Source organism: Synechococcales cyanobacterium T60_A2020_003, from assembly GCA_015272205.1.
Taxonomy (GTDB): domain Bacteria; phylum Cyanobacteriota; class Cyanobacteriia; order RECH01; family RECH01; genus JACYMB01.
The window spans coordinates 1-20238 of record JACYMB010000126.1 but is presented as its reverse complement, the minus strand read 5'-3'; the positions used below and the strand labels follow the sequence as shown (position 1 = coordinate 20238).

The window sequence follows — 20238 nt, the reverse complement described above, 5'->3', positions numbered from 1 at the left end:
ACTGCGCCCACAGATTTGCGCTTTCGCGTCTCTGTAAGGTAGTTGTCATGATTGCTTTCGTACTATGTACAAGTGTTTAAGATTGTTGAGCGTGACTGCTCAACTTGATACCTATATTAGTGAATACATTTACTTTTGTAAAGCACATGAGACAAAAGATTTCCTGTTGAAGGATCGTTAGGGCTTTAGACTTGAGAGTATTGCCTCAAGATATAAAAACTTTTGTAACGAAAGCCTGCCTACTCAGCAATGGAGTCATTGGTTACCTATAGTCCAAGCTTTACATTAGTGCCCACGTACGAGTGTTTCAACCGCTGTAGTTACTGCAACTTTAGGATTGAGCCAGGAAATGGCCAGTGGCTCGATCTTGAAGCAGCTCAATCCTTACTGGAAGCCGTCAAACAGCAGGGGGTGATTGAAATTCTCATCTTGAGTGGTGAAGTTCATCCTCGTCATTCCCAACGGGCGGCATGGTTTCAGCACATTTACAAGCTATGTACCTTAGCCATAGACCTGGGGTTTCTGCCTCACACGAATGTAGGCCCGCTGAGCTATGAGGAACTGTCTCAGTTAAAGCAGGTCAATGCCTCAATGGGGCTGATGGTGGAGCAAGTGACTTCAAAACTGATGCAGACGGTACATCGGCACGCCCCTAGCAAAATTCCAGAGGTTAGGTTACAGCAGCTAGAGTGGGCAGGTCGGCTAAAAATTCCCTTTACGACTGGACTGCTACTTGGAATTGGGGAAACGGAAGCAGACTGGCAGGAAACATTAGAGGCGATCGCCCAATCCCATACCCGATGGGGACATATCCAGGAAGTTATTTTGCAACCCCATAGTCCGGGGCAGCAGCAGGAACTAGATGCACCGTCCTTCCCGTCCCATAGGCTACCTGAGGTGGTGCGCTTAGCCCGTGAAATCCTGCCTTGGGATGTCACGATTCAGATTCCGCCGAATTTAGTAAACGAGCCAGAAACGATGTTGGCGTGTTTGAGAGCAGGGGTCAGAGACTTGGGCGGGATTGGGCCTGTTGATGAAGTCAACCCGGACTATCCCCATCCTACCCCTCAGCGCATTAGAGAACTCATAGGAATCGAAGGATGGATTCTCCGTCCACGCCTTCCCGTATACGCCCATTATGACGACTGGCTACCAGCGCCAATGCAACAGCGAGTCCGCGATTGGCGATCGCGTCTTGAGTATGCCCAATCCTCCTAGGGCTCATAGCACCTTCTCTAAAAATTGCTGGGCACGATCGCTTTTGGGCGTTGAGAAGAAAACATCCGGTGGTGCATCTTCCGCAATCTTGCCGCTGTCCAGAAAGAAGATCCGGTTAGCGACTTCGCGGGCAAACCCCATCTCGTGGGTGACCACCAGCATGGTAATCCCCGTGTTGGCAAGATCCTTCATGACCTGCAGCACTTCTTTCACCATTTCGGGGTCAAGGGCAGAAGTCGGCTCATCAAACAGCATCACTTCTGGTTCCATCGCCAAAGACCGGGCGATCGCCACCCGCTGTTTTTGACCACCGGATAGCCGAGACGGATACACATCGGCCTTTTCGTACAGCCCTACCTTTTTGAGAAGCTCGTAGGCTTTTTCCTCGGCATTCCCCTTCGAGATGTTTTTCACCTTCATCGGAGCGTAGGTAATATTTTGCAGCACGGTCATGTGGGGAAATAGGTTGAAGTGCTGGAACACCATACCCGCGTTCTGACGAATTTTTTGAACATTGGCCTTGGGGGCTGTAATCTCATCGTCTTTAATATAGATTCGACCACGGGTTGGGGTTTCCAGGAGGTTAATGCAGCGTAAAAATGTTGACTTACCGCATCCAGAAGGGCCGATGATGGCGACCACTTCCCCCGTTTTCACCTCCGTAGAGATGTCTTTAAGGACATCAAGCTTTCCAAAGGATTTTGATAAAAATTCGACTCTAATCACTTTTCCGCATACTCCTTTCAAGTTTTTGAGCTAGGAACGTAAGTCCTGTCACCATCACGTAATAAATTAAGCCCACGAAAATGAGGGGTTCAAAATAAATAAACTTTTCTGCGGCTACAACTTGACCTCTCCGCATCAAATCCAGCGCACCCACGGTAGACACCAAGGACGAATCTTTGAGTAGCGCAATACTTTCGTTCACAAGCGACGGCAGAATGTTCTTAAAGGCTTGGGGCAGAATAATGTCCCTCATCATCATGGGATAGCCCACTCCCATGGTCAGGGCTGCCTCTCGCTGACCTTTATCTACTGCCATAATACCGCCCCGAATCGTCTCAGAGGCGTAGGCGGCGGAGTTCAGGGAAAAGGTGATTACACCTGCTTGAAAGGGGGGAATGGCATACCCTATGAGCTGGGGCGTCGAGAAGTAGATGATCGCCAACTGTAAAATCAGCGGTGTTCCTCGAAAGATGGAAGTGTAGAAGTCTGCAAACCACTTGAGGGGTTTGAATTTGGAGATCTTAAAAAGGGATAAGAAAGTGGCCCAGATGAATCCAAAAAAGGCTGAAACGAGGGTGAATGATAGGGTGACCCAGATACCGCCTAGGATGTAGGGAATATTGGGCACAATTTTTGCAAAATCGAGATCCATGCTCCTATGCTTTCCCGCTTAAAACTGTAAATGTTATGTCCTTGATTTTTAGATGAAACCGTCAGCCCCTAACGATTGCTCTGTATGCAGCGTAGGATTGTTGTGTTTCATGCTTGGCTAGCTTGGTTCCGTTCCAGTTCAGCTTTGTTGCTCAAAACGTGTCGTTTGACCGCAGGAATTCTACTACGGCTAAAGTCGATAAATTGTAAGAAAACAGACAAGAGCATGAGCCAGGGGTCTTGATACCTTGTTTGCCTCTGCCTTGCAACCCAGTGCTAACTAGAGGGCTGACTATTGGCGGGCAACTCATTCCTAAACCACTTCAGAACCAATTCATAAGGTTTGCTGTTAGCGTTCATTTTGGTGATGACAGAGTTAACTGCTGATTTTAGAGGATATTTGCGTGAACACCAGAGTTTGCTTTAGTAGAATTTAAGATTTGTGCAAATTTGCGCTTCACAATACTCCGCTAAGTCCATGCACTGCGGTACAGATTGACATTGCATGATGTGGAGCAATGATGAGTAAGAGGGCGATCGCTCCCCTTGCAACCGTTGCTATTAGGTGACCCTGAATGTACCGTTAATCAGACTCATTCATTTGATCGGCATACAGAGATTGCAGCAGATTATCCAATTTTTCTTCAGAACAGCAGTCCAAGAGCGCATCAAACACATCGACTAGCCTTGCGGCGGTATCTCCTAGGGTAGGGCTCAGGCCCCACACATCTTGAATCCAATCCTGGGGATGGTCATCGTTGAAGATGAGGCGTTCGAGGAGTTGCTTGGCTTCAGGTTTGGAGAGGCTCATGGTGGTTTAGAAATCGGGGTTGGTTGTAGTGACCAAGGTCATCGTAGCGCTATTCTGCAACCTAGCTTCTACTGAGGAAACACTGCATCTGCCCCCAGTTAGCAGTAAACTTTCTTAGCGGCATTAGTACCAATCACTATGGCAACAGTTAACGACAACTACCTCAAACTTAAAGCGGGCTACCTGTTCCCCGAAATTGCGCGACGGGTGAATGCGTTTGCAGAGGCGAATCCCAACGCAGCGATCATTAAACTCGGCATCGGCGACGTCACGGAACCCTTACCAGAAGCCTGCCGGACGGCCATGATCAAAGCGGTGGAAGACATGGGCGATCGCGCCACCTTCAAAGGGTATGGGCCAGAGCAGGGCTATGCGTGGTTGCGCGACAAGATTGCAGCTCAGGATTTCCAGGCACGGGGCTGCGACATTAGCGCCGATGAAATCTTCATTTCGGATGGCTCGAAGTGCGACACCGGAAACATCCTGGATATTTTTGGGAAGAACAACACCATCGCCGTAACCGACCCGGTGTATCCCGTGTATGTGGATACCAACGTCATGGCGGGACATACAGGTGACGCCAATGACAATGGCGAATACGGCGGCCTCGTATACTTACCCATTACGGCGGAAAACAACTTCACGGCTGAAATTCCGGCTGAAAAAGTGGATTTGATCTATCTTTGCTTCCCCAACAATCCCACGGGAGCCACGGCGACGAAGGAACACCTCAAAGCCTGGGTAGATTACGCCAATACTCACGGTTCGATCATTTTCTTTGATGCTGCCTACGAAGCGTTTATCTCCGATCCCAGCCTGCCCCACTCCATTTTTGAAATTGAGGGCGCAAAGCGCTGTGCGATCGAGTTTCGCTCTTTCTCGAAAAATGCAGGCTTTACTGGAACCCGCTGTGCGCTGACCGTTGTACCTAAGGAGCTAACGGCGAAAGCATCTGATGGTTCGGATGTTGAATTGTGGAAACTCTGGAATCGTCGCCAGTCCACAAAATTCAACGGAGTTTCCTACATTGTGCAGCGGGGCGCTGAAGCGGTGTATTCCCCGGAGGGACAAGCTCAAACAAAGGCTCTGATTAGCTTCTACATGGAAAATGCGCGGATTATTCGTGAGAAGCCAACCGAAGCGGGTCTAAAGGTGTATGGCGGTGTGAATGCGCCCTATGTGTGGGTGCAAACGCCCAACGGACTCTCAAGCTGGGATTTCTTTGATAAGTTGCTGCAAGTTTGCAACGTGGTCGGTACGCCCGGATCGGGCTTTGGTGCGGCTGGGGAAGGCTACTTCCGAATTTCAGCGTTCAATAGTCGGGCCAATGTGGAAGAGGCGATGCGCCGAATTATCGAGAAATTCAAGGTTTAGATACCTTGCAATTTGGGGCGATCGCTCAATTTACGATGGTGGGCGATCGCTTTTATATTGGCTTTGCGATCTCCGCGATCGCTCCTAGACATTAAACCTAGCCCGCTTAATTCGAGGGGGGTGGATGCCAAAATCCCCTGGGGCGATCCGTTCAATATCCGGATCGTCGCCACCAATTTGATGCGCTCGAATAATCCACACACTCGCGCCTAACTGCAAGAAAACCATCGCCATGATGTCATTTGCGAGACGGGGTAGGAGGGAATTCCAACTGGCTAGAGCATCCACGAGGGTTTTCATCGGCGTTTCTCCAGCAAACTGTCCGAGGGTAAGTTCGCCCGTGCGCCAATCGGATCGGCCGATTCCTAGCGGCAAGAGATTAGCCTCCAACGACGCCAGGAGATCCATGAGTAGTCGGAAGCGGTGGGTTTGCTCATAATCGGGATGGTCGCGCAGCCACTTCATCATGAGCGGATTTACCGTAAACTCGGCAAACAACCGATTCAACGCGGTCAATAATGCCTGGGTTGAATCTTGAACACAGGAGTTAACCGGACTTACAGCGGTGGTGCCTGTGCCATCGCCAATCCGATAGCGAGCCGCCATCACATCCAGTTCGCGAATGAGGCGATTCATGGGGGAGAAGATCACCCCATCAAAGTTGTAGTCTTGGGTGAAGGGTGGAAACTTAATCAGGATATCCGCCACGGGTCGAAACCCGACTCGACCATACTGGCGATCGCCCATGAACCGTGTCCATCCGTTCAATCCAGCAATCACCGCTTCGGGACTATGGGTAAAGATTTGGCGATATTCAATGTCAAAGTGCAACTTGCCCGTCAAGGGTTCGCGGATGACGTGGGCAAGGCCGAAGGAAAAATGACCAAAATAGATTCCCCCGGGTGCAAACTCTTTTTTGTTGCCACCAATGCCACCATAGACCTCCATCAGTAAGGCGCGATCGCCCTCTTGCCAGATCTCATCTACGGCAGGAATAGGAGTGGCGGAGGCTTCAATGTGGGGCAACAGCAGAGAGGTGATGACCTTTCCCTTTTGGGCGCGAGGATTGTTCCAGTAGTCGGTGTGAAGGTACCTTAGGCTTTCCCGCTGTCCTGTAATCACCACATCAGGGTTGAGATCAAAGAAGTGGTAGGGGGCGATCGCCTGGACGACAAATTCTCCATCGGCGTTGAGTGCACCAAAGATATACCAACCTTGCTCGTTGAGGGGCGATCGCTCAATGTCGCGATTGCTGGACTGGTCAATATTATCCCGATTAGGCAGTACTGAGGGAAGATAGACAATCTCATCTATCCCGTCAAATTGCTCCGAATCCCAGTTGTAGTGACGCACCCAGAAGCGATCGTTCCCGACAGATTCCAGAATTTGAACCAGCCCATAATATCGTCCAGTGATGTGAATGGGATCTTTAGTAATCCGCAGCGTCCACTGTCCATCTTGGTCTTCAACGACATCTAAGGGGTCAGGCAAGAAAACCGTCCCATCATCAATAGGATGGGAACCCGCAATAGACTCTAAGGGATCTACATTTGACTAGTAGTTAATGCGATCGAGATGGACAACGCCCTGACGTTTGCTCACTTGCACCCGCTCAGCAAAATGGACATCCATCGTAACCAACTGCCCATAGGCTTGTACCTCTGGATCAGAATCCCATTGCACCATCACCGTGCGACCCACTAGAGATTGATGGGCTGGTGGGGCATGGTAGATTTCCATCCAGACAAAGCGAGGGGATATACGCTCATCTCCCTGCGGTAAAATCAATCGTCCTAACCAGTTCCCGATTAGCGGATAGAGGTCAGAACTCGGGCGTACGCCGATAGGGTAATACTCAACACGATTAAAGGGAGCCTCAAGATAAAGCTCGTAATTGCTAGGCCGCACAAAATCAGCACGGTTGAGCCCGGTGCGTGCCCAGTCTTGCAGCAGAATTCCCGCAACAATATCCAATGTCTGCTGGAGATGACTACGGCCATCGGGTAAGTGCAGTCTTGTGCCCGTTGGCCCCTTTTCACCGCTTGAGCGTTCTCAATTGAGATGTGATATCAAATCCAGTTGATTAGTCAATGAGCTGATTCTAACGCTTGGGAGCGATCGCCCTATTCCTATTGGGGAAGGGCACTCCGCGTTTGGGGCATCCGCGTATCCGGGGCAATGGGTTGACCATCCACCGTCAGAGATGTCGCCTCAATGACCTCCCCAAAATCGTTACTGCTGCCGAAGCCGACAACTTCAACCGTTACACCCGTTTTGGCGATCGCATAAAGCTGATTCGTGAGTTCAGGCGAAAAGCGGACTTGAACCCCTGTGGAAAGCACAATTCCCCGAATTTCACCGTGATACCCAACCAACCAGTAATCAGCAGTTCCGGTAACGTTAAACTCGGCATAGTCTGTAGTGGTCAATACCTGAGGCCCCGTAGCACCTGGGGGTAGTTCAGTAACCACAGCTTTGGTCTGGAGGTTGGTGATGCGATCGGCGCGAATTTCTTGGCCTAAAACGCTAGGGACGCCTTCATCCCCTTCAATGGAAACCCTATCCCCTGGCTTGATGGCACTGGCTAACATGCTGCTCATGTGGGGAGGAAACCGCACTTGCAGACCGTTGGTGAGAACCAGTCCTTCGATGATTCCGTCTAGGTTGAGCAAATAATGGGCGACTTGTCCCGTTACTTGACTGGATGTGCTTGCCGCATCTGGACTGAGGAGGGGCAAATTAATTTCTGAAGCCGAGGGTTTTTTTTGCGTTGGGGAGGCTGGAGGTTGCAGCAAGGATTCGGTTGGGGAAAATGGCGTGTTCCCAAGGGTGGCGATCGCAATTAGCGCAACGCTCCAGTAGTGCAATGTTCCGGGCTGATTCATAGCGATTTTACGGACTTGTGTGAGGTTAAGTGGAATGAAACAAGTGATCTTGGTCACGAAACTCACCCAATCGTGTATCACTCTTGAGAAAATAGATCAAGTACTTGAAAAAAACAGATCACTGTATTTTGAAAGCAAGTCTTACTATACATCCCATCATTACTACACAGCGATCTGTATGGAGTATCCATTCAAGTATTAATGGCGCACTTGATCCGCCCAGGGGGTCAGTTGCCGAGAAACCCATTTCAACCCATAGTCAATCACCAACCCAATCAGACCAATCAGGGCAATGCAGAACAAAACTTTCTCGGTTTGTAGAAATCGTTGAGTCTGCATGATCCGAAATCCCAAACCATTCTGAGCGGCCACTCACTCAGCAATCACCAGGAAGTTCCAGGCTCCTGAAATATTTACCCGCAACGTATCTAAAACACTGGGAAACGTCGCAGGAATAATCACTTTAAGCACAACATCCCGACGACTAGCCCCCAGCGTGTAGGCCACATTGATCATCTCGCTTGGGATAAACTTCACCGCATCGGCCACCATAATAGCGTTGTAGAGTACAACGCCCAGCATGATGGTAAGAAGTTTGGACGGTTCCCCCAACCCCAAACAAATGACAATCAACGGCACGAACGCCGTGACAGGCATATAGCGAACGGTTCCTACGATGGGAGCAAAGAGACTCTCCATGCTGTAAAAGGTTCCCATTGCCAATCCCATGGGTACGCCAATCACCGCTGCCACCAAAAATCCGGCCAGCACTCGCAGGCTACTAACCAGGACATCTTTAATTAAGGTTCTTTCCATGAACATGGTGTATCCCGCCCCCAACACGGCAATGGGGGAGGGCAGAAACATGGGAGGTACGAGTTGGAGGGCACTGATCACCGTCCACAGCAGCAGCGGCACCAACAATGCTGACGCAATCAACAGCAGAGATAGACGTTTTGGGAATCCTTGGCGAATGCTCCAAAAGGTGGACGGTTGCAGGTAGCGGTACTGGCGCGGTTCAGGTGTTGAGGTGGTGATGTTAGGTGCAGAGTTCAAAAATGTCATAGGATTTCGGTGAGGAATGAAAAGCGGTGAAACGGGGTAAGACGTGAACGGCGATCGCACCCTGATAAGGTCTAACGCTTAGAAAAACTTGAGATAGCGCTGAAGTTCCCAGTCAGAAACGTGGGTGTGGTACTCTTCCCATTCCTGGGTTTTAAACTCCACATAGGTTTTGTACATGAGAGAACCCATCACCTTTTCAATAAACGGATCACGCGTAAAGGCGGCGATCGCCTCGTCCAGGGTACGGGGTAGGAAACGAATGCCCATGTCGGCTAACTCTTCCAGAGAATAGTTGTACATATTTTCCGTATGGGGGTCGCCCGGATCGAGTCCTTTCCGAATCCCTTCCAACCCAGCCGCCAGAATCATCGCCGCCCCTAGATAGAGATTGCTAGAAATATCAGCCGCACAGCATTCAACCCGTCCCCCGGCTAGCGGAATTCTCAGTATATTAGTGCGGTTGTTGTTGCCATAGCACACGTAAACAGGTGCCCAGGTAAAACCAGACATACTGCCTCGCGCGACTAGACGTTTGTAGCTATTGACCGTGGGGGCAATAGTCGCGCAAATGGCGGGGGCATGGCGCAGGATTCCCGCAATAAACTGATAGCCCAACTTAGAAAGCTTGCAGCCGCGTGGATCTTCTGGGTCATAAAACAGATTTTTGCCCGTTTGAATATCCGCCAACGACATGTTGTAGTGAGCACCGCCGCCCGTGCGATTAGCAAAGGGCTTCGGCATAAAGGTTGCGAAAAAGCCATGGTTGCAGGCAATCTCTTTGACCATCAGCCGAAAGAACGTGAAGCGATCGGCCATTTTTAGCGCATCACAATATATGAAATCGGTTTCAAACTGACCGTTACCATCCTCGTGATCGAAGGAATAGACATCCCAACCCAGGGCATTCATGGCTTCGACGATCTCAGTGACCCAGGTGTAGTTATCTAATAGCCCTTGTAGGTCATAGCAGGGTTTTGCCAGGGTGTCGCGATCGCTGATGGGGACTGCCTTTCCATTCCCCTCTTTCAGAATGAAAAACTCTGTCTCAACCCCAAGATTGAACGTAAAACCCATCGATGCTGCTTCGGCTAATACCCGTTTCAAAATGCCACGACAGCAGGCTTCAAAGGGCTGACCTTGCAGATACAAATCACTGGCGAACCAGACAATCTCAGGATTCCACGGCAGGATAGTGGCCGAATTCGGATCGGGACGCGCCGATACTTCTTCATCGCTGACATCCTGGGGGACACCATCCAGAGCTGCTCCTGTAAACAGTTCTGAACCTGCCATCATTTGATCAAAGTGGGATAACGGCACTAATTTGGCCTTACACATCCCGTGAATATCAACAAAGCTCGCAGGGGCATACTTCACACCCTGTTCCACCAGGGATTGTTTGAGTGCTTGTAATTCCGGAGTTAACGATGCAGTCATAGTTAGGTTTAAGAATGGAGAGAGTATGAGTACTAAGCTGGTTGACGGATAAAACCCTTGAAACCCTTGTTCTTTTGTAGATTAGGTGGAGTACTAACGAAACCCAACAAAGTCTTTGCTGGTGTTGGGTTTACTTCGTTCCACTCAACCTACGAGAGGAACTTTTGTCAGTCAATCAGGGGGAATAAGACGTTTTCAGGGATTACGGGGACACGGGGAAATCTTTATGTCGAGTGCGTTAGAAAAACCAATGGTTGTCATTAATAAGCACTAGTCAATCTCCCCTACCCCCCTTTTTTAAGGGAAAAACTGGTTCGGAAGTCCCTCTTAAGAAGGGGGATTTAGGGGGATCGACAACGCTTTGATCCATTCCTAAAAATATCCGAATGGAATTGTCAATCTGTCTGTGAAAACCTCGCAGTATCCGAGTTATGCCCCCTTTACTAGGGAGTCGTCATAGAGAGAGTTTACGTCTAACTCTTTGTCCACAACCTTAAAATCGTAGGCACCTTTTGCAGTTAGCTCCAAATTACCAATCAAGCTATTGGGATTATCCTTTTCAAACGCGATTGACTTGTTTACATCAAGATCAAACAGTTTGGCTCCGAGTAGTTATTCCTTAACTTCTTCTCCAGAAACTCCCAACTTTGTACCTGCAATATCTAATGCTTCTTGATCGCTGTCGTTCAAGAGATCTACAGCCTTATCAACAGCTCTGAGATAGGTATAGATATCATCATTTACCAGATAGGTTTAGGTGCATTGCAAACCATGTCAGACATTCGCCAGCGATGCATTTAAAGATCTTCTAGAGAATTTTTGGCTTGGCAGATAGCTAAGCTCTGAAGAATAGTTTGAACACGTCTTCTATTCGTCTTGACCACGATTCCTCCGTGTGATCACCGATAGGATCTTCCACAACAAACAGATTTTCTCCCTCTCGATATCCGTAAGTGTTGGTGAGCAAATCTCGCATTTCCCGACCGCGCACCGTTGCCCGTTCTTCAATCCATTCATTGTGCGATCCACCCTCGCGCACTAAGCCCCAATCCAGATAGATCTTGAGGAGGTGCGATCGCAGCGTTGGATCAGCAACAGAGAGCAACGCCGAGTCGCTTAAATCTCCAAAAAAACGACCCTTAGGATCGGCAAATGCCCACTCGATTGCGGAGTCCATGCCCACCCAAAACGATGGAGAAAGAGCCGCCACGTTGCCAAAGGCATCAGGGTGACAAGCGGCAGTATAGAACGCGGCTAAGCCTCCGTGGGATGCGCCTACAATCAGAGTGTTTTCTGGTTCTGGGAGGGTGCGGTATTGATGATCAATAAATCCCTTGAGGTCTTTGGCAAGATAGGTGGAATAGACCTCTAACCCGCCCCATTCACTATCCCAAACGGGAGCATGGGTGTACTCGTAATCTCGGTTGATAGGAACTACCGCAACGATGATGAGCTTACGAATTTGTTGAGCCAAATAAAGTCGATTTAGGACGCTGCCCAGGTTCCAGGTCTTGTGGTACGCTCCACCCGGAAAGAAGAGCGTATTGCCATCATTGAAATAGACTACCGGATAACGCACTTGGCTAATGTCATACTCGCGAGGGAGAAAGACGTGAACCGTTCGGGGTGCGCTGATAGTTCCCTCTATCTTGAGGTGTCGATAGCTATGGAAAAACCCACTCCAAAATCCGGGGTCGTGACACAACGCCTCTTGCCCACCGATCTGAAATGATTCCGCCATAACCGTCCAACCCTCACAACAGGACATAAAATCCGATCGATTCCACCCTACACCATCATGGCTCCGGATGATGTGCTGCACCCGCACCATCTTGTAAAAGTTGCTCGAATCCTTGGTGTTCGCGGGAATTTCCGACTACAAGAATGCGATCGCCCCTCTCTAGCACCGTTTCTCCCGTGGGGTACTGAATTAAGCGCTTGTTGCGTTCGATCGCCATAATCGTTGCGCCCGTCAGCCGACGCACGTTCGTTTCTGCAAGACTTTTCCCTAACAGCGGAGATGTTTCAGGGAGGGGATACCAGTGATGTTCCAAGCCTTCGATCGCGGCTTCCAAACTGGCTCTTCCCCAGTAGTCGGCGCGTTCGGGCAGAATGTCCTGGTAGCGCCCGGTGCGGTAACGGTTGACGACTCGCTGCACCTCGTAGGAGGTATCGCCCAACTTCAGCAACATATGGGCACCCATTTCCAACGATGCCTCAAACTCTGGTTGCACGACCTCCTGGGCACCCAGTTGATACAGCACGTCAATTTCTTCGCTGACGTGGGCACGGACGGTAATGTCAATATCGGGAGCAATACTGAGCGCACGTTTGAGGGTGAGCCGTGTTGCCATCGGATCAGGAAGGGCGATCGCCATGGCTTTGGCCTGGTGCAGGTTTGCTTTCTCGAGCAGCAATTGACTGGAGGCATCGCCGTACAGGTAGGGGATCTGCCGTTCCCGCAGTGTTTGCAGGGTGGCCTCGTTGTTGTCAATCACCAGGATGTTGTAGCCCTGAAAATAGAGCATTCGCACCAGAGTTTGTCCTACTCGACCGTAGCCGACAACGACCACGTGATCGGTTAACGCCTCTTCTTCCCCCACTAGACGGGCTGTGTTGCTGAGGTTGAGCAGGGGTTGCAAGAAAGAGATATGTTCGATGGTGTTGAGTAAATAGGGAGTTGCCTTGATGAAAAAGGGAGTCAACAGCAGGGTGGCGGCGGTGGTTCCCACAACTAGCCCATACAATCGCTCGGTAAATAGACCTTCCATTTGAGCAACACCCGCTAACACGAAGGAGAATTCTCCAATTTGGCTAATCCCGATTCCAACCGTCAGCGCTGTTTTTAAGGGATAGCGAAAGAGCAGCACAATACTGGTGACGATGACGGCTTTCCCCAGCATGGCGATCGCTACTAACCCCGCCAAGACCCAAATATTTTCGAGCAGAAATGCGGGATCGATTAAGAGACCAATGGAGGCAAAAAAGAGCGTTGCAAAAACATCGCGCATGGGCAACACTCGATCCAGGGCGTGGTCAGCGTACTCGACGTTGGACACCATGAGACCCGCCACAAATGCGCCCATCTCAATTCCTAAGCCGATCTTGGACGTAACTAGAGCAATGCCAAGACAGAGCAACACAATGCCTAAGAGAAAGAGCTCCTGTGATCCACTTTTGGCGATCGCCCGGATCAGCCACGGCATCACCCAATGGCCAACGGCGATCGCGACTCCTAAAAATAAAAAGGCTTTAAGCACCGCAGAGGCGATCGCGCCACCGATCACGTCGGGAGGTTCGCTGAGGGCTGGTAAGATTGCCAACATCAGCCCCACCCCCAAATCCTGAACGATCAAGATCGCCAACATGATTTGACCGTGGGGGGTTTGAACTTCATTCCGCTCAATCAAACTTTTAAGGACAAGGGCTGTGGAGGAGAGGGATAGAACGGCTCCTAGGAAAACAGCTTTGGGGATGGTCGCGACCCAGCCTGTACTGTAGGCCAGAACCCCTCCCAACAGCATTGTGAGCAAAATTTGCATGGTGCCTCCCCCAAGGGCGATCGTCTTTACGCGCAGTAGGTCTTTGAGGGAGAATTCGACACCGAGGGCAAACAGCAGCAGGGCAACGCCTATTTCGGACAAGACCTGGATATCGCCCGCCAGGTTAACCCATCCGAGTCCGGCGGGGCCGACTAAGACGCCGCCGAGGAGGTAGCCGAGTAAGACGGGTTGTCCTAAGCGATCGGCAAGGTATCCGCCTGCGGTGGCGGCTCCGAGCACGGTGACCATTTCAACAATGAGGGTGAGTTCGCCTTCGGCTGCCATAGATTTTTCTAAGGGTGATGGATGTGTAAGGTGATGGAAACCGTTTGAGTCCGGTTTGTTTCACTCTACGAAAGTTTATCGGTGTTTGGGTACCCGGGGCTTTAGATCTGCGACTTCTGGTGGACAGCCTCACCGTATTGGTTGGGAGTTGAAGAAGAAGTCGCAGAGCTTGGGGTTCTGCAATCCTCAAAAATTAGGCTAAAACTGAAGGAAATGTGGTTCAAGGTAAAAATAGGGCAATCATGGGGAGCGATCGCTTAAACGTCATTGAAACGAATCTCAAAATTTTGCGCCAACAGCAAGCCGAGCTTGAAAAAAAGCATTGCTGGCGTCGGGCTTGGATCAAATTAAGTTTGGGCAACTCCTGGAGCTAGAGATTAACCCCCAGATCAAGACGTACGAGGCGGAGAACTGGCAGATCTTAGCTAATTCTGTTCAAGAGCTAACTATTCCCGAAGAAGAGGCGGAAGACGTTGTTGCGGAAATCATTACTTCTGTTACTCAACTAGAAGCATCTCCACCCCCTAACTATCCCGATGCGTTGCTTCAGGTGTTGCGCGAGATTCGGGATAGCCTGAACAAGCCAAGCGAGCCGGAAACACCTACCTCGGCAAAGCTCAAAAGTGCGATTTCCCTGATGCCGCCGTTTGTGAACGTTTCCTACGAGGGGGAAATTGACCTGGAGAACTTTTTCCAGACCCATTTCCCAACGTTTCGGAAGCTGATTAAGTCAGCCACAAAAAAGTAGGAGCCTCTGGTCAATCGAGTCTTGGACAGAGGCTGACCTACAGACTCAATGCCCTCGAAGTTGAGCAATTTGTCGGGCGGGAAGACGATCGCCAAGCCCTATACAACTTGCTGCAAGCCGATAATTCGCTGGGCATGGCAGTGATTATGGGGATGGCAGGTGTGGGCAAAACGGAGCTAGCTCTCCAGTATGGGCGATCGCACCAAGATACCTACCAAGGCGGCGTGATCCACCTTCCCGCCGCAAATTTTGGAGAAGCGTTGCGAAACTGGATGCAGGTTGAGTTCTATTGCGATCGCGATTTGCGCCACTTACCGGAACTCACGCAGCAGGTGGCTCCAGGCTGGAAGGAATGGCAAAACTACTGCGGAACCCATCGTCAAGCGTTGGTGATTATCGACGATGTCACCGATTACCGTCGGCAGGTTGCGCCCTTTTTGCCCCAGGATGCTCCATCGTTTCGCTTTTTGTTGACCAGTCGATTGCGCATTGTTAGCCCTACCCCGATTCCGACGCTGGAACTCAAGGTGCTAGAGCCAGAGTCAGCGATCGCCATGCTGTCCCGATACGTAGGCGAGCAGCGTATTAATGCGGATCGCCAACGGCTGAAACTCTTTGCCGACGCTTGGGCTATTTACCGCTTGCCATTGATCTCATCGGACGTTGGCTGAGCGTAGATATAGATCGCACAGTCAATGATGCTATTCAATCTTCGTGCGCTTTCTATTCTGAAGAAAAGATTGCCCGAAGACCATCCCTACAACCATATTGGATTCAACAACTTTAAGGACATGGTGCAAGCTGCTCTAGACGCAGGCCAAGCCGATCAGCTTTCCGACCATCCCTTCACCCAAGATCTCCTCCGCCAGCTTTCCGACCAGCGCAATGAATCAACCCCGTAAACTAGCATAGAGATACCCATTCTTTGAACACGTCGACGATAGAAGATATCCTAGAAGACTACGACGACCTAGAACGAGACGACATTCTCGCCGCCCTCCTATTCGCTGCACTTCAGAAGCCTCAACTCCGTCGGCTCACCACCAAATCCACCAGACTTTTGATCAACGGTTCTGCCGCCATCGGTGCAATCTCCTGGCCGTGGAGAATGTGTTGGGTCATCGCATAGCTAATCAGCGTCCCCGTAAAGATCCGTGCCGTTGCCTCTGGATTGGCAATATTTAACTCTGGATGCGTCTCAAAATACTGGCTGAGGAGATGCCACACCTTCTGTGGTAACGCCTTCACAAAGAGTTGCGCCAGCTTCGGAAACCGACCCGACTCGCCGATGATGAGCCGCAAAAATGCCACATACTCATCATCCACAGCGAGCAGATTCAGCAGCTTTTCCGCAATTTGCCATAAAACGATCGCCGGATCTTGATCAAGCGGCAAGGCTCCAAAGATGATTTCAAACCGCTGGATCGCGATCTGTTCAATTAGAGCGGTAAAGAGACCCTCTTTATCTTGGAAATGTTTGTAGATGGTAATTTTGGAAACCCCTGCCGCCGCTGCCACCCGATCCATGCTGGTTCCCTCATAGCCTTCCTCTAAAAAGATTTCCAGCGCACCGTGCAAAATCTGGCGACGCTTGAGCAGGGCAGCGGAGTCGGTTGGTGTAGGAGTCATAGATGAAATTTTTAAGAGTAATTTTGATTGCAGATTAGCTATACTATACCGTATAGTTTATGTGTTGTGTGCTGATAATTAAGTTACTCTTGCTTAGTTTTGAGGTTTGAGTTCTCAGGTTTGAGTTGAATGTGCATGGCTACGTCATCCATTCCAGCATTGCATCTGTAGCTCTAACTGAAGAGATGGGTATCAGCGCTGTGCTTTCCTTCATCTACCTTGGGTGATTGTCATGTCCCAAACGGTTTCTTCTGCTCCGCAAGGCACTACAGACGAGTCCAAGGGGGGATCGTTATCGGCTCCCCAAAAGCGATCGCCCCTTAAAAAACTCCGTCTTTTAATTCCCCTAGGGCTGCTCGTCGTTGGGGTGGGGTGGGGGATTCGGGCATGGCTATACCATCCGGACGATCATGCCCTGCGTCTCAGCGGACGGATTGAAGGCTATGAAACGGATTTGGCGGCGAAGTCGGGGGGACGGATTGAGTCGGTGGCGGTGCGGGAGGGCGATCGCGTTCAGTCGGGACAGGTGATTGCGCGGCTCGATGACGATGAGCTGCAGGCCGAGTATGCCGCTGCCCAAGCGAGTGTAGCGGCGGCACAGCAGCAAGTTCGCCAAGCCCAAAGCCAGATTGCGGTGGTGCAAAGCCAAATTGAGGAAGCTCAGCTTGTGCTGCAACAGTCGGAAGGGGATACGGTGGGGCGGGTCAGTCAGGCTGAGGCGACGGTAGCGACGGCACAGGCGCAGTTGGCGGAGGCGCAAGCCCAGGTGCAGCAAGCCCAGTCTGAACTGGAACTGGCTCGACTCGATCGCGATCGCCTCCGGTCGTTGTTGAATGATGGGGCGATCGCCCAACAGCAATTTGACCAGGCTCAGACCCGGTATGAAACGGCACAGGGAACCCTAGAAGCGCGTCAGGCAGGAGTGACCGCAGCCGAACGGCAGGTACGGGCGGCAGAAGGCGGGCTGACCCAAGCGGAAACAACCCAACTGAATCCCGACATCCGCGTGGCGCAGATTGCCCGATTGCAAACCCAGCTTGACCAAGCCAACGCCCAACTCGCCGCTGCCCAAGCCGAAGAGAAACGGGCGATCGCCAATCAAGCTGAGGTCGCGGCCCGACTCGCCAATCTCGAAATTGTGAGTCCCATTGATGGGGTTGTGGTGACCCGCATGGTGGAACCGGGCGAAGTGATTTCTATGGGGACAACGGTGATGACGGTCGTGAACTTAGAGGATGTCTATTTGCGGGGCTATATTCCCGAAGGGGAGGTGGGCAACGTGCGGGTGGGACAGGATGCCCAGGTCTTTTTGGACTCTGCCCCGGATCAGCCCCTTGCCGCAACCGTAATTGCCATCGATACCGAGGCATCGTTTACGCCTGAAAATATCTATTTCCAAAACGATCGCGTGACGCAGGTGTTTGGCCTCCGGTTAGACATTGAGAACCCGGAGGGGTTTGCAAAACCGGGAATGCCTGCAGATGGTGAAATTCTGTTATCTGGCGAGCAGGGAGACGAGGGATGATACCGTTCTCGCCCACGCCGAGTCTAGCCGCTGCAACGGTCTTGGATACGAAGCCAGCGATCGCTCTGCGAGGACTGCGTAAACAGTATGGTGCCTTGGCATCTCTGAAGGGCATTGACTTCACCGTCAATCCGGGGGAGATCTTTGGACTGATTGGCCCTGATGGTGCAGGCAAAACTACGACGTTTCAAATCCTGGCTGGGGTGATGGAGGCCACTGCTGGGCAGGTCACGGTTTTGGGTAAGCCTCCCCGTGAGGCGCGGTTAAATTTGGGCTATCTCACCCAAAAGTTCTCTCTGTACCTGGATCTGAGCGTGCTGGAAAATCTGCGCTACGCAGCCGGACTGCGGAACGTGTCCGATGAGCGCTTTGCTCAACGATCGGCGGAATTATTGCAACGGATGGATCTATCTTCCTTTGGCGATCGCCTTGCGGGACAGCTTTCCGGGGGGATGAAGCAAAAACTAGCCCTCTGCTGTGCGTTGATTGCAACTCCAGCGGTGCTGTTGTTGGATGAACCCACCACGGGGGTTGATCCGGTGTCGCGGCGAGAGTTTTGGGATCTGTTGGCAGCGGTGGCCTCTGAAGGGGTGACGGTGGTGGTGGCAACGCCGTACCTAGATGAAGCCGAGCGCTGTAACCGTATTGCCCTGATCTACGATGGTGAAATTCAGCAGATCGGCACCCTGGCAACGCTACGGGAGGAGCTAGGATTACAGCGATTAGAACTGTGGACAACGGATGTATTTCAGGCGGAGCAGGTGTTGAGCGGGGAATTATGTCGAACCTTTCCCCTAAGCTGCTCGCAAGTCGATACCAAAGAGAACGGAGACTCTCCATCCGCGATCGCCGATATTCAGACCTTTGGCGATCGCCTGGATATCCTCGTCACCGATGCGGAGGTGGGAGAACGGCAGGTGCGAAAGTTGCTGAGTCAGCACCAGCTTCCGATAGACGCCATTCGTCGAGATGCACCGACCTTAGAGAATGTCTTTGTCAGTCGTCTGCGGCAACAGGGATCGGATCCACCCTATCTGGACTTTCCGACCTATCGTTCGGGGCAGGAGACAGGGAAGGTGGCGATCGCTGCCCAAGGACTGCAAAAGAACTTTGGTTCGTTTCAGGCGGTCAAGGGGGTGGATCTGACCGTGCACTATGGCGAAATCTACGGTCTACTGGGTGCGAATGGGGCAGGCAAAACCACCACGATCAAAATGCTCTGTGGGCTTCTACCTGCGAGCGCTGGCTATATGGAATTAGCGGGAGAAACGGCAAACCTAAACCGAGCCGAAGTGCGATCGCGCATTGGCTACATGAGCCAAAAATTTACCCTCTACGATGATCTCACCATTCTCCAAAATCTATCGTTTTACTGCGGGGTCTATGGAGTTCCAAAGCGGCTCCAACGAGAAAAAATAGACTGGGTGCTAGAAACCTGCGGCTTAGCGGGACGAGAGCATCAGTTAACCGGACGATTGCCGGGAGGTTGGAAGCAGCGGGTCGCGTTTGGGGCGTCGGTGATGCATGAACCCGATATTCTCTTTCTAGACGAGCCGACCTCTGGGGTTGATCCCTTGGCGCGGCGTCAGTTTTGGCGATTGATTCGCGATTTTGCCCGACACGGAACGGCAATTTTGGTTACAACCCACTATCTCGAAGAAGCCGAAAACTGCAACTCGATGGGATTTATGGTGGCGGGCGAGGTCGTCGCCCAGGGAAGTCCGAGCGAGATTAAGGCGAATCAACCAGGACAGTTGCTAGACGTCAGGGCAGATCCGATCCAAGACGCATCAACTCTCTTGAAACAGGATCTAGAACATTGGCGCGTGGCTATTTTTGGCGATCGCCTCCATGTTGTTCTCGATGACGCTGATCGGGAGTGGCCACCGCTACAACACCGACTCCAAGATGCCCAGATTTCGGTGCGTTCCGTCCAACCGATCGCTTTCTCGCTGGAAGATGCCTTTATTGGGATCGTTCAGCGTGCCCACCGATCGTGAGGGGGATGGAGTTCTATGAAACGGGTGATCTCGCAATGTGTAAAAGAACTGGCTCAGTTTCGGCGCGATCGCCTAACGGTCGCCCTCGCCTTTGTTCTGCCCCTAGTGGTGCTGCTGATCTACGGATACGCGATCCGGCTAGAGTCTAAAAATATTCCCCTCAGTATTCAGGATTTTGACAACACCTACCTCAGCCGCAGCTATGTCGAGCGGATCTTTGCCAGTAATCAATTTGTCCCTGCGCCCTTGCGCGACAACGATCCAACTCTAGGCATTGATCGGGATATCGCCAAGGCTACGGTGGTGATTCCGCCCGATTTTTCCCAGTCGATTAAAGAGAAC

General features: G+C 51.3%; 18 protein-coding genes and 2 pseudogenes. 9 read left to right on the top strand and 11 right to left on the bottom strand.

Annotated elements, in window-relative coordinates:
* The first annotated feature begins 249 nt into the window (after positions 1 to 249).
* On the top strand, positions 250 to 1218 hold the full coding sequence (cofG, locus tag IGR76_06600) for a 7,8-didemethyl-8-hydroxy-5-deazariboflavin synthase subunit CofG (GenBank protein MBF2078183.1): 969 nt from the start codon (positions 250 to 252) through the stop codon (positions 1216 to 1218).
* Positions 1219 to 1221: 3 nt separating this feature from the next.
* On the opposite strand, the gene IGR76_06595 is transcribed toward cofG, so the two are convergent.
* From IGR76_06595 to IGR76_06585, 3 genes are all read right to left on the bottom strand, one after another.
* The gene (locus tag IGR76_06595; protein MBF2078182.1) at positions 1222 to 1944 is read right to left on the bottom strand and encodes an amino acid ABC transporter ATP-binding protein; all 723 of its coding nucleotides are present in this window, start codon (positions 1942 to 1944) and stop codon (positions 1222 to 1224) included.
* A complete protein-coding gene (locus IGR76_06590) occupies positions 1937 to 2596 on the bottom strand; it encodes an amino acid ABC transporter permease (protein MBF2078181.1) in 660 nt (219 codons plus the stop codon). Before IGR76_06590 ends, IGR76_06595 begins: the two co-directional genes overlap by 8 nt.
* Positions 2597 to 3178: 582 nt before the next feature.
* On the bottom strand, positions 3179 to 3406 hold the full coding sequence (locus tag IGR76_06585) for a hypothetical protein (protein MBF2078180.1): 228 nt from the start codon (positions 3404 to 3406) through the stop codon (positions 3179 to 3181).
* 138 nt (positions 3407 to 3544) lie between these two features.
* Here IGR76_06585 and IGR76_06580 point away from each other — a divergent pair, with 138 nt between their 5' ends.
* The gene (locus tag IGR76_06580) at positions 3545 to 4780 is read left to right on the top strand and encodes an LL-diaminopimelate aminotransferase (protein MBF2078179.1); all 1236 of its coding nucleotides are present in this window, start codon (positions 3545 to 3547) and stop codon (positions 4778 to 4780) included.
* Positions 4781 to 4864: 84 nt separating this feature from the next.
* Here the strand turns inward: IGR76_06580 and IGR76_06575 are convergent, their stop codons facing one another.
* From IGR76_06575 to IGR76_06545, 7 genes and pseudogenes are all read right to left on the bottom strand, one after another.
* Positions 4865 to 6271 carry an abortive infection protein gene (locus IGR76_06575; GenBank protein MBF2078178.1) on the bottom strand — a complete coding sequence of 469 codons (1407 nt, stop codon included), beginning with the start codon at positions 6269 to 6271 and terminating at the stop codon, positions 4865 to 4867.
* A 63-nt stretch (positions 6272 to 6334) separates the two neighbouring features.
* The gene (locus IGR76_06570) at positions 6335 to 6754 is read right to left on the bottom strand and encodes a hypothetical protein (GenBank protein ID MBF2078177.1); all 420 of its coding nucleotides are present in this window, start codon (positions 6752 to 6754) and stop codon (positions 6335 to 6337) included.
* A 155-nt stretch (positions 6755 to 6909) separates the two neighbouring features.
* On the bottom strand, positions 6910 to 7665 hold the full coding sequence (locus IGR76_06565; GenBank protein MBF2078176.1) for a hypothetical protein: 756 nt from the start codon (positions 7663 to 7665) through the stop codon (positions 6910 to 6912).
* 198 nt (positions 7666 to 7863) lie between these two features.
* Positions 7864 to 8730 (bottom strand): annotated as a pseudogene (locus tag IGR76_06560) (ABC transporter permease).
* A gap of 78 nt (positions 8731 to 8808) precedes the next feature.
* Complete coding sequence (gene glnT / locus IGR76_06555) at positions 8809 to 10167, bottom strand: type III glutamate--ammonia ligase (GenBank protein MBF2078175.1); 1359 nt, start codon at positions 10165 to 10167, stop codon at positions 8809 to 8811.
* An 835-nt stretch (positions 10168 to 11002) separates the two neighbouring features.
* The gene (locus IGR76_06550) at positions 11003 to 11908 is read right to left on the bottom strand and encodes an alpha/beta hydrolase (GenBank protein ID MBF2078174.1); all 906 of its coding nucleotides are present in this window, start codon (positions 11906 to 11908) and stop codon (positions 11003 to 11005) included.
* Positions 11909 to 11963: 55 nt separating this feature from the next.
* The gene (locus tag IGR76_06545; GenBank protein ID MBF2078173.1) at positions 11964 to 13994 is read right to left on the bottom strand and encodes a cation:proton antiporter; all 2031 of its coding nucleotides are present in this window, start codon (positions 13992 to 13994) and stop codon (positions 11964 to 11966) included.
* 337 nt (positions 13995 to 14331) lie between these two features.
* On the opposite strand from IGR76_06545, the gene IGR76_06540 reads away from it, so the two are divergent.
* The 4 genes and pseudogenes from IGR76_06540 to IGR76_06525 all read left to right on the top strand — a co-directional run bounded on the left by IGR76_06540 (position 14332) and on the right by IGR76_06525 (position 15751).
* A complete protein-coding gene (locus IGR76_06540) occupies positions 14332 to 14742 on the top strand; it encodes a hypothetical protein (protein ID MBF2078172.1) in 411 nt (136 codons plus the stop codon).
* Positions 14743 to 14849: 107 nt separating this feature from the next.
* Positions 14850 to 15413 (top strand): hypothetical protein, encoded by a 564-nt coding sequence (locus tag IGR76_06535; GenBank protein MBF2078171.1) that lies wholly within the window; start codon positions 14850 to 14852, stop codon positions 15411 to 15413.
* A 24-nt stretch (positions 15414 to 15437) separates the two neighbouring features.
* On the top strand, positions 15438 to 15644 hold the full coding sequence (locus IGR76_06530) for a hypothetical protein (protein ID MBF2078170.1): 207 nt from the start codon (positions 15438 to 15440) through the stop codon (positions 15642 to 15644).
* 32 nt (positions 15645 to 15676) lie between these two features.
* A pseudogene (locus tag IGR76_06525) lies at positions 15677 to 15751 on the top strand (DUF433 domain-containing protein).
* A gap of 14 nt (positions 15752 to 15765) precedes the next feature.
* Here IGR76_06525 and IGR76_06520 read toward each other — a convergent pair.
* Positions 15766 to 16371: a TetR/AcrR family transcriptional regulator gene (locus tag IGR76_06520; GenBank protein MBF2078169.1), complete on the bottom strand. Its 606-nt coding sequence runs from the start codon at positions 16369 to 16371 to the stop codon at positions 15766 to 15768.
* 232 nt (positions 16372 to 16603) lie between these two features.
* Between IGR76_06520 and IGR76_06515 the strand changes: the two genes are divergently transcribed.
* The 3 genes from IGR76_06515 to IGR76_06505 all read left to right on the top strand — a co-directional run.
* On the top strand, positions 16604 to 17896 hold the full coding sequence (locus tag IGR76_06515; GenBank protein ID MBF2078168.1) for an efflux RND transporter periplasmic adaptor subunit: 1293 nt from the start codon (positions 16604 to 16606) through the stop codon (positions 17894 to 17896).
* Positions 17893 to 19896 carry an ABC transporter ATP-binding protein gene (locus IGR76_06510; protein MBF2078167.1) on the top strand — a complete coding sequence of 668 codons (2004 nt, stop codon included), beginning with the start codon at positions 17893 to 17895 and terminating at the stop codon, positions 19894 to 19896. Before IGR76_06515 ends, IGR76_06510 begins: the two co-directional genes overlap by 4 nt.
* 15 nt (positions 19897 to 19911) lie before the next feature.
* Positions 19912 to 20238 (top strand): ABC transporter permease (locus IGR76_06505; protein MBF2078166.1); only part of this gene is annotated, 327 nt, incomplete at its 3' end.

What these genes read in the sequence shown, in the direction of transcription:
- cofG (MBF2078183.1), top strand. Translation starts at nt 250, where the DNA reads ATGGAGTCATTGGTTACCTATAGTCCAAGCTTTACATTAGTGCCCACG.
- IGR76_06590 (MBF2078181.1), bottom strand. Translation starts at nt 2,596, where the DNA reads ATGGATCTCGATTTTGCAAAAATTGTGCCCAATATTCCCTACATCCTA.
- IGR76_06585 (MBF2078180.1), bottom strand. Translation starts at nt 3,406, where the DNA reads ATGAGCCTCTCCAAACCTGAAGCCAAGCAACTCCTCGAACGCCTCATC.
- IGR76_06580 (MBF2078179.1), top strand. Translation starts at nt 3,545, where the DNA reads ATGGCAACAGTTAACGACAACTACCTCAAACTTAAAGCGGGCTACCTG.
- IGR76_06565 (MBF2078176.1), bottom strand. Translation starts at nt 7,665, where the DNA reads ATGAATCAGCCCGGAACATTGCACTACTGGAGCGTTGCGCTAATTGCG.
- glnT (MBF2078175.1), bottom strand. Translation starts at nt 10,167, where the DNA reads ATGACTGCATCGTTAACTCCGGAATTACAAGCACTCAAACAATCCCTG.
- IGR76_06550 (MBF2078174.1), bottom strand. Translation starts at nt 11,908, where the DNA reads ATGGCGGAATCATTTCAGATCGGTGGGCAAGAGGCGTTGTGTCACGAC.
- IGR76_06545 (MBF2078173.1), bottom strand. Translation starts at nt 13,994, where the DNA reads ATGGCAGCCGAAGGCGAACTCACCCTCATTGTTGAAATGGTCACCGTG.
- IGR76_06530 (MBF2078170.1), top strand. Translation starts at nt 15,438, where the DNA reads ATGATGCTATTCAATCTTCGTGCGCTTTCTATTCTGAAGAAAAGATTG.
- IGR76_06520 (MBF2078169.1), bottom strand. Translation starts at nt 16,371, where the DNA reads ATGACTCCTACACCAACCGACTCCGCTGCCCTGCTCAAGCGTCGCCAG.
- IGR76_06515 (MBF2078168.1), top strand. Translation starts at nt 16,604, where the DNA reads ATGTCCCAAACGGTTTCTTCTGCTCCGCAAGGCACTACAGACGAGTCC.
- IGR76_06510 (MBF2078167.1), top strand. Translation starts at nt 17,893, where the DNA reads ATGATACCGTTCTCGCCCACGCCGAGTCTAGCCGCTGCAACGGTCTTG.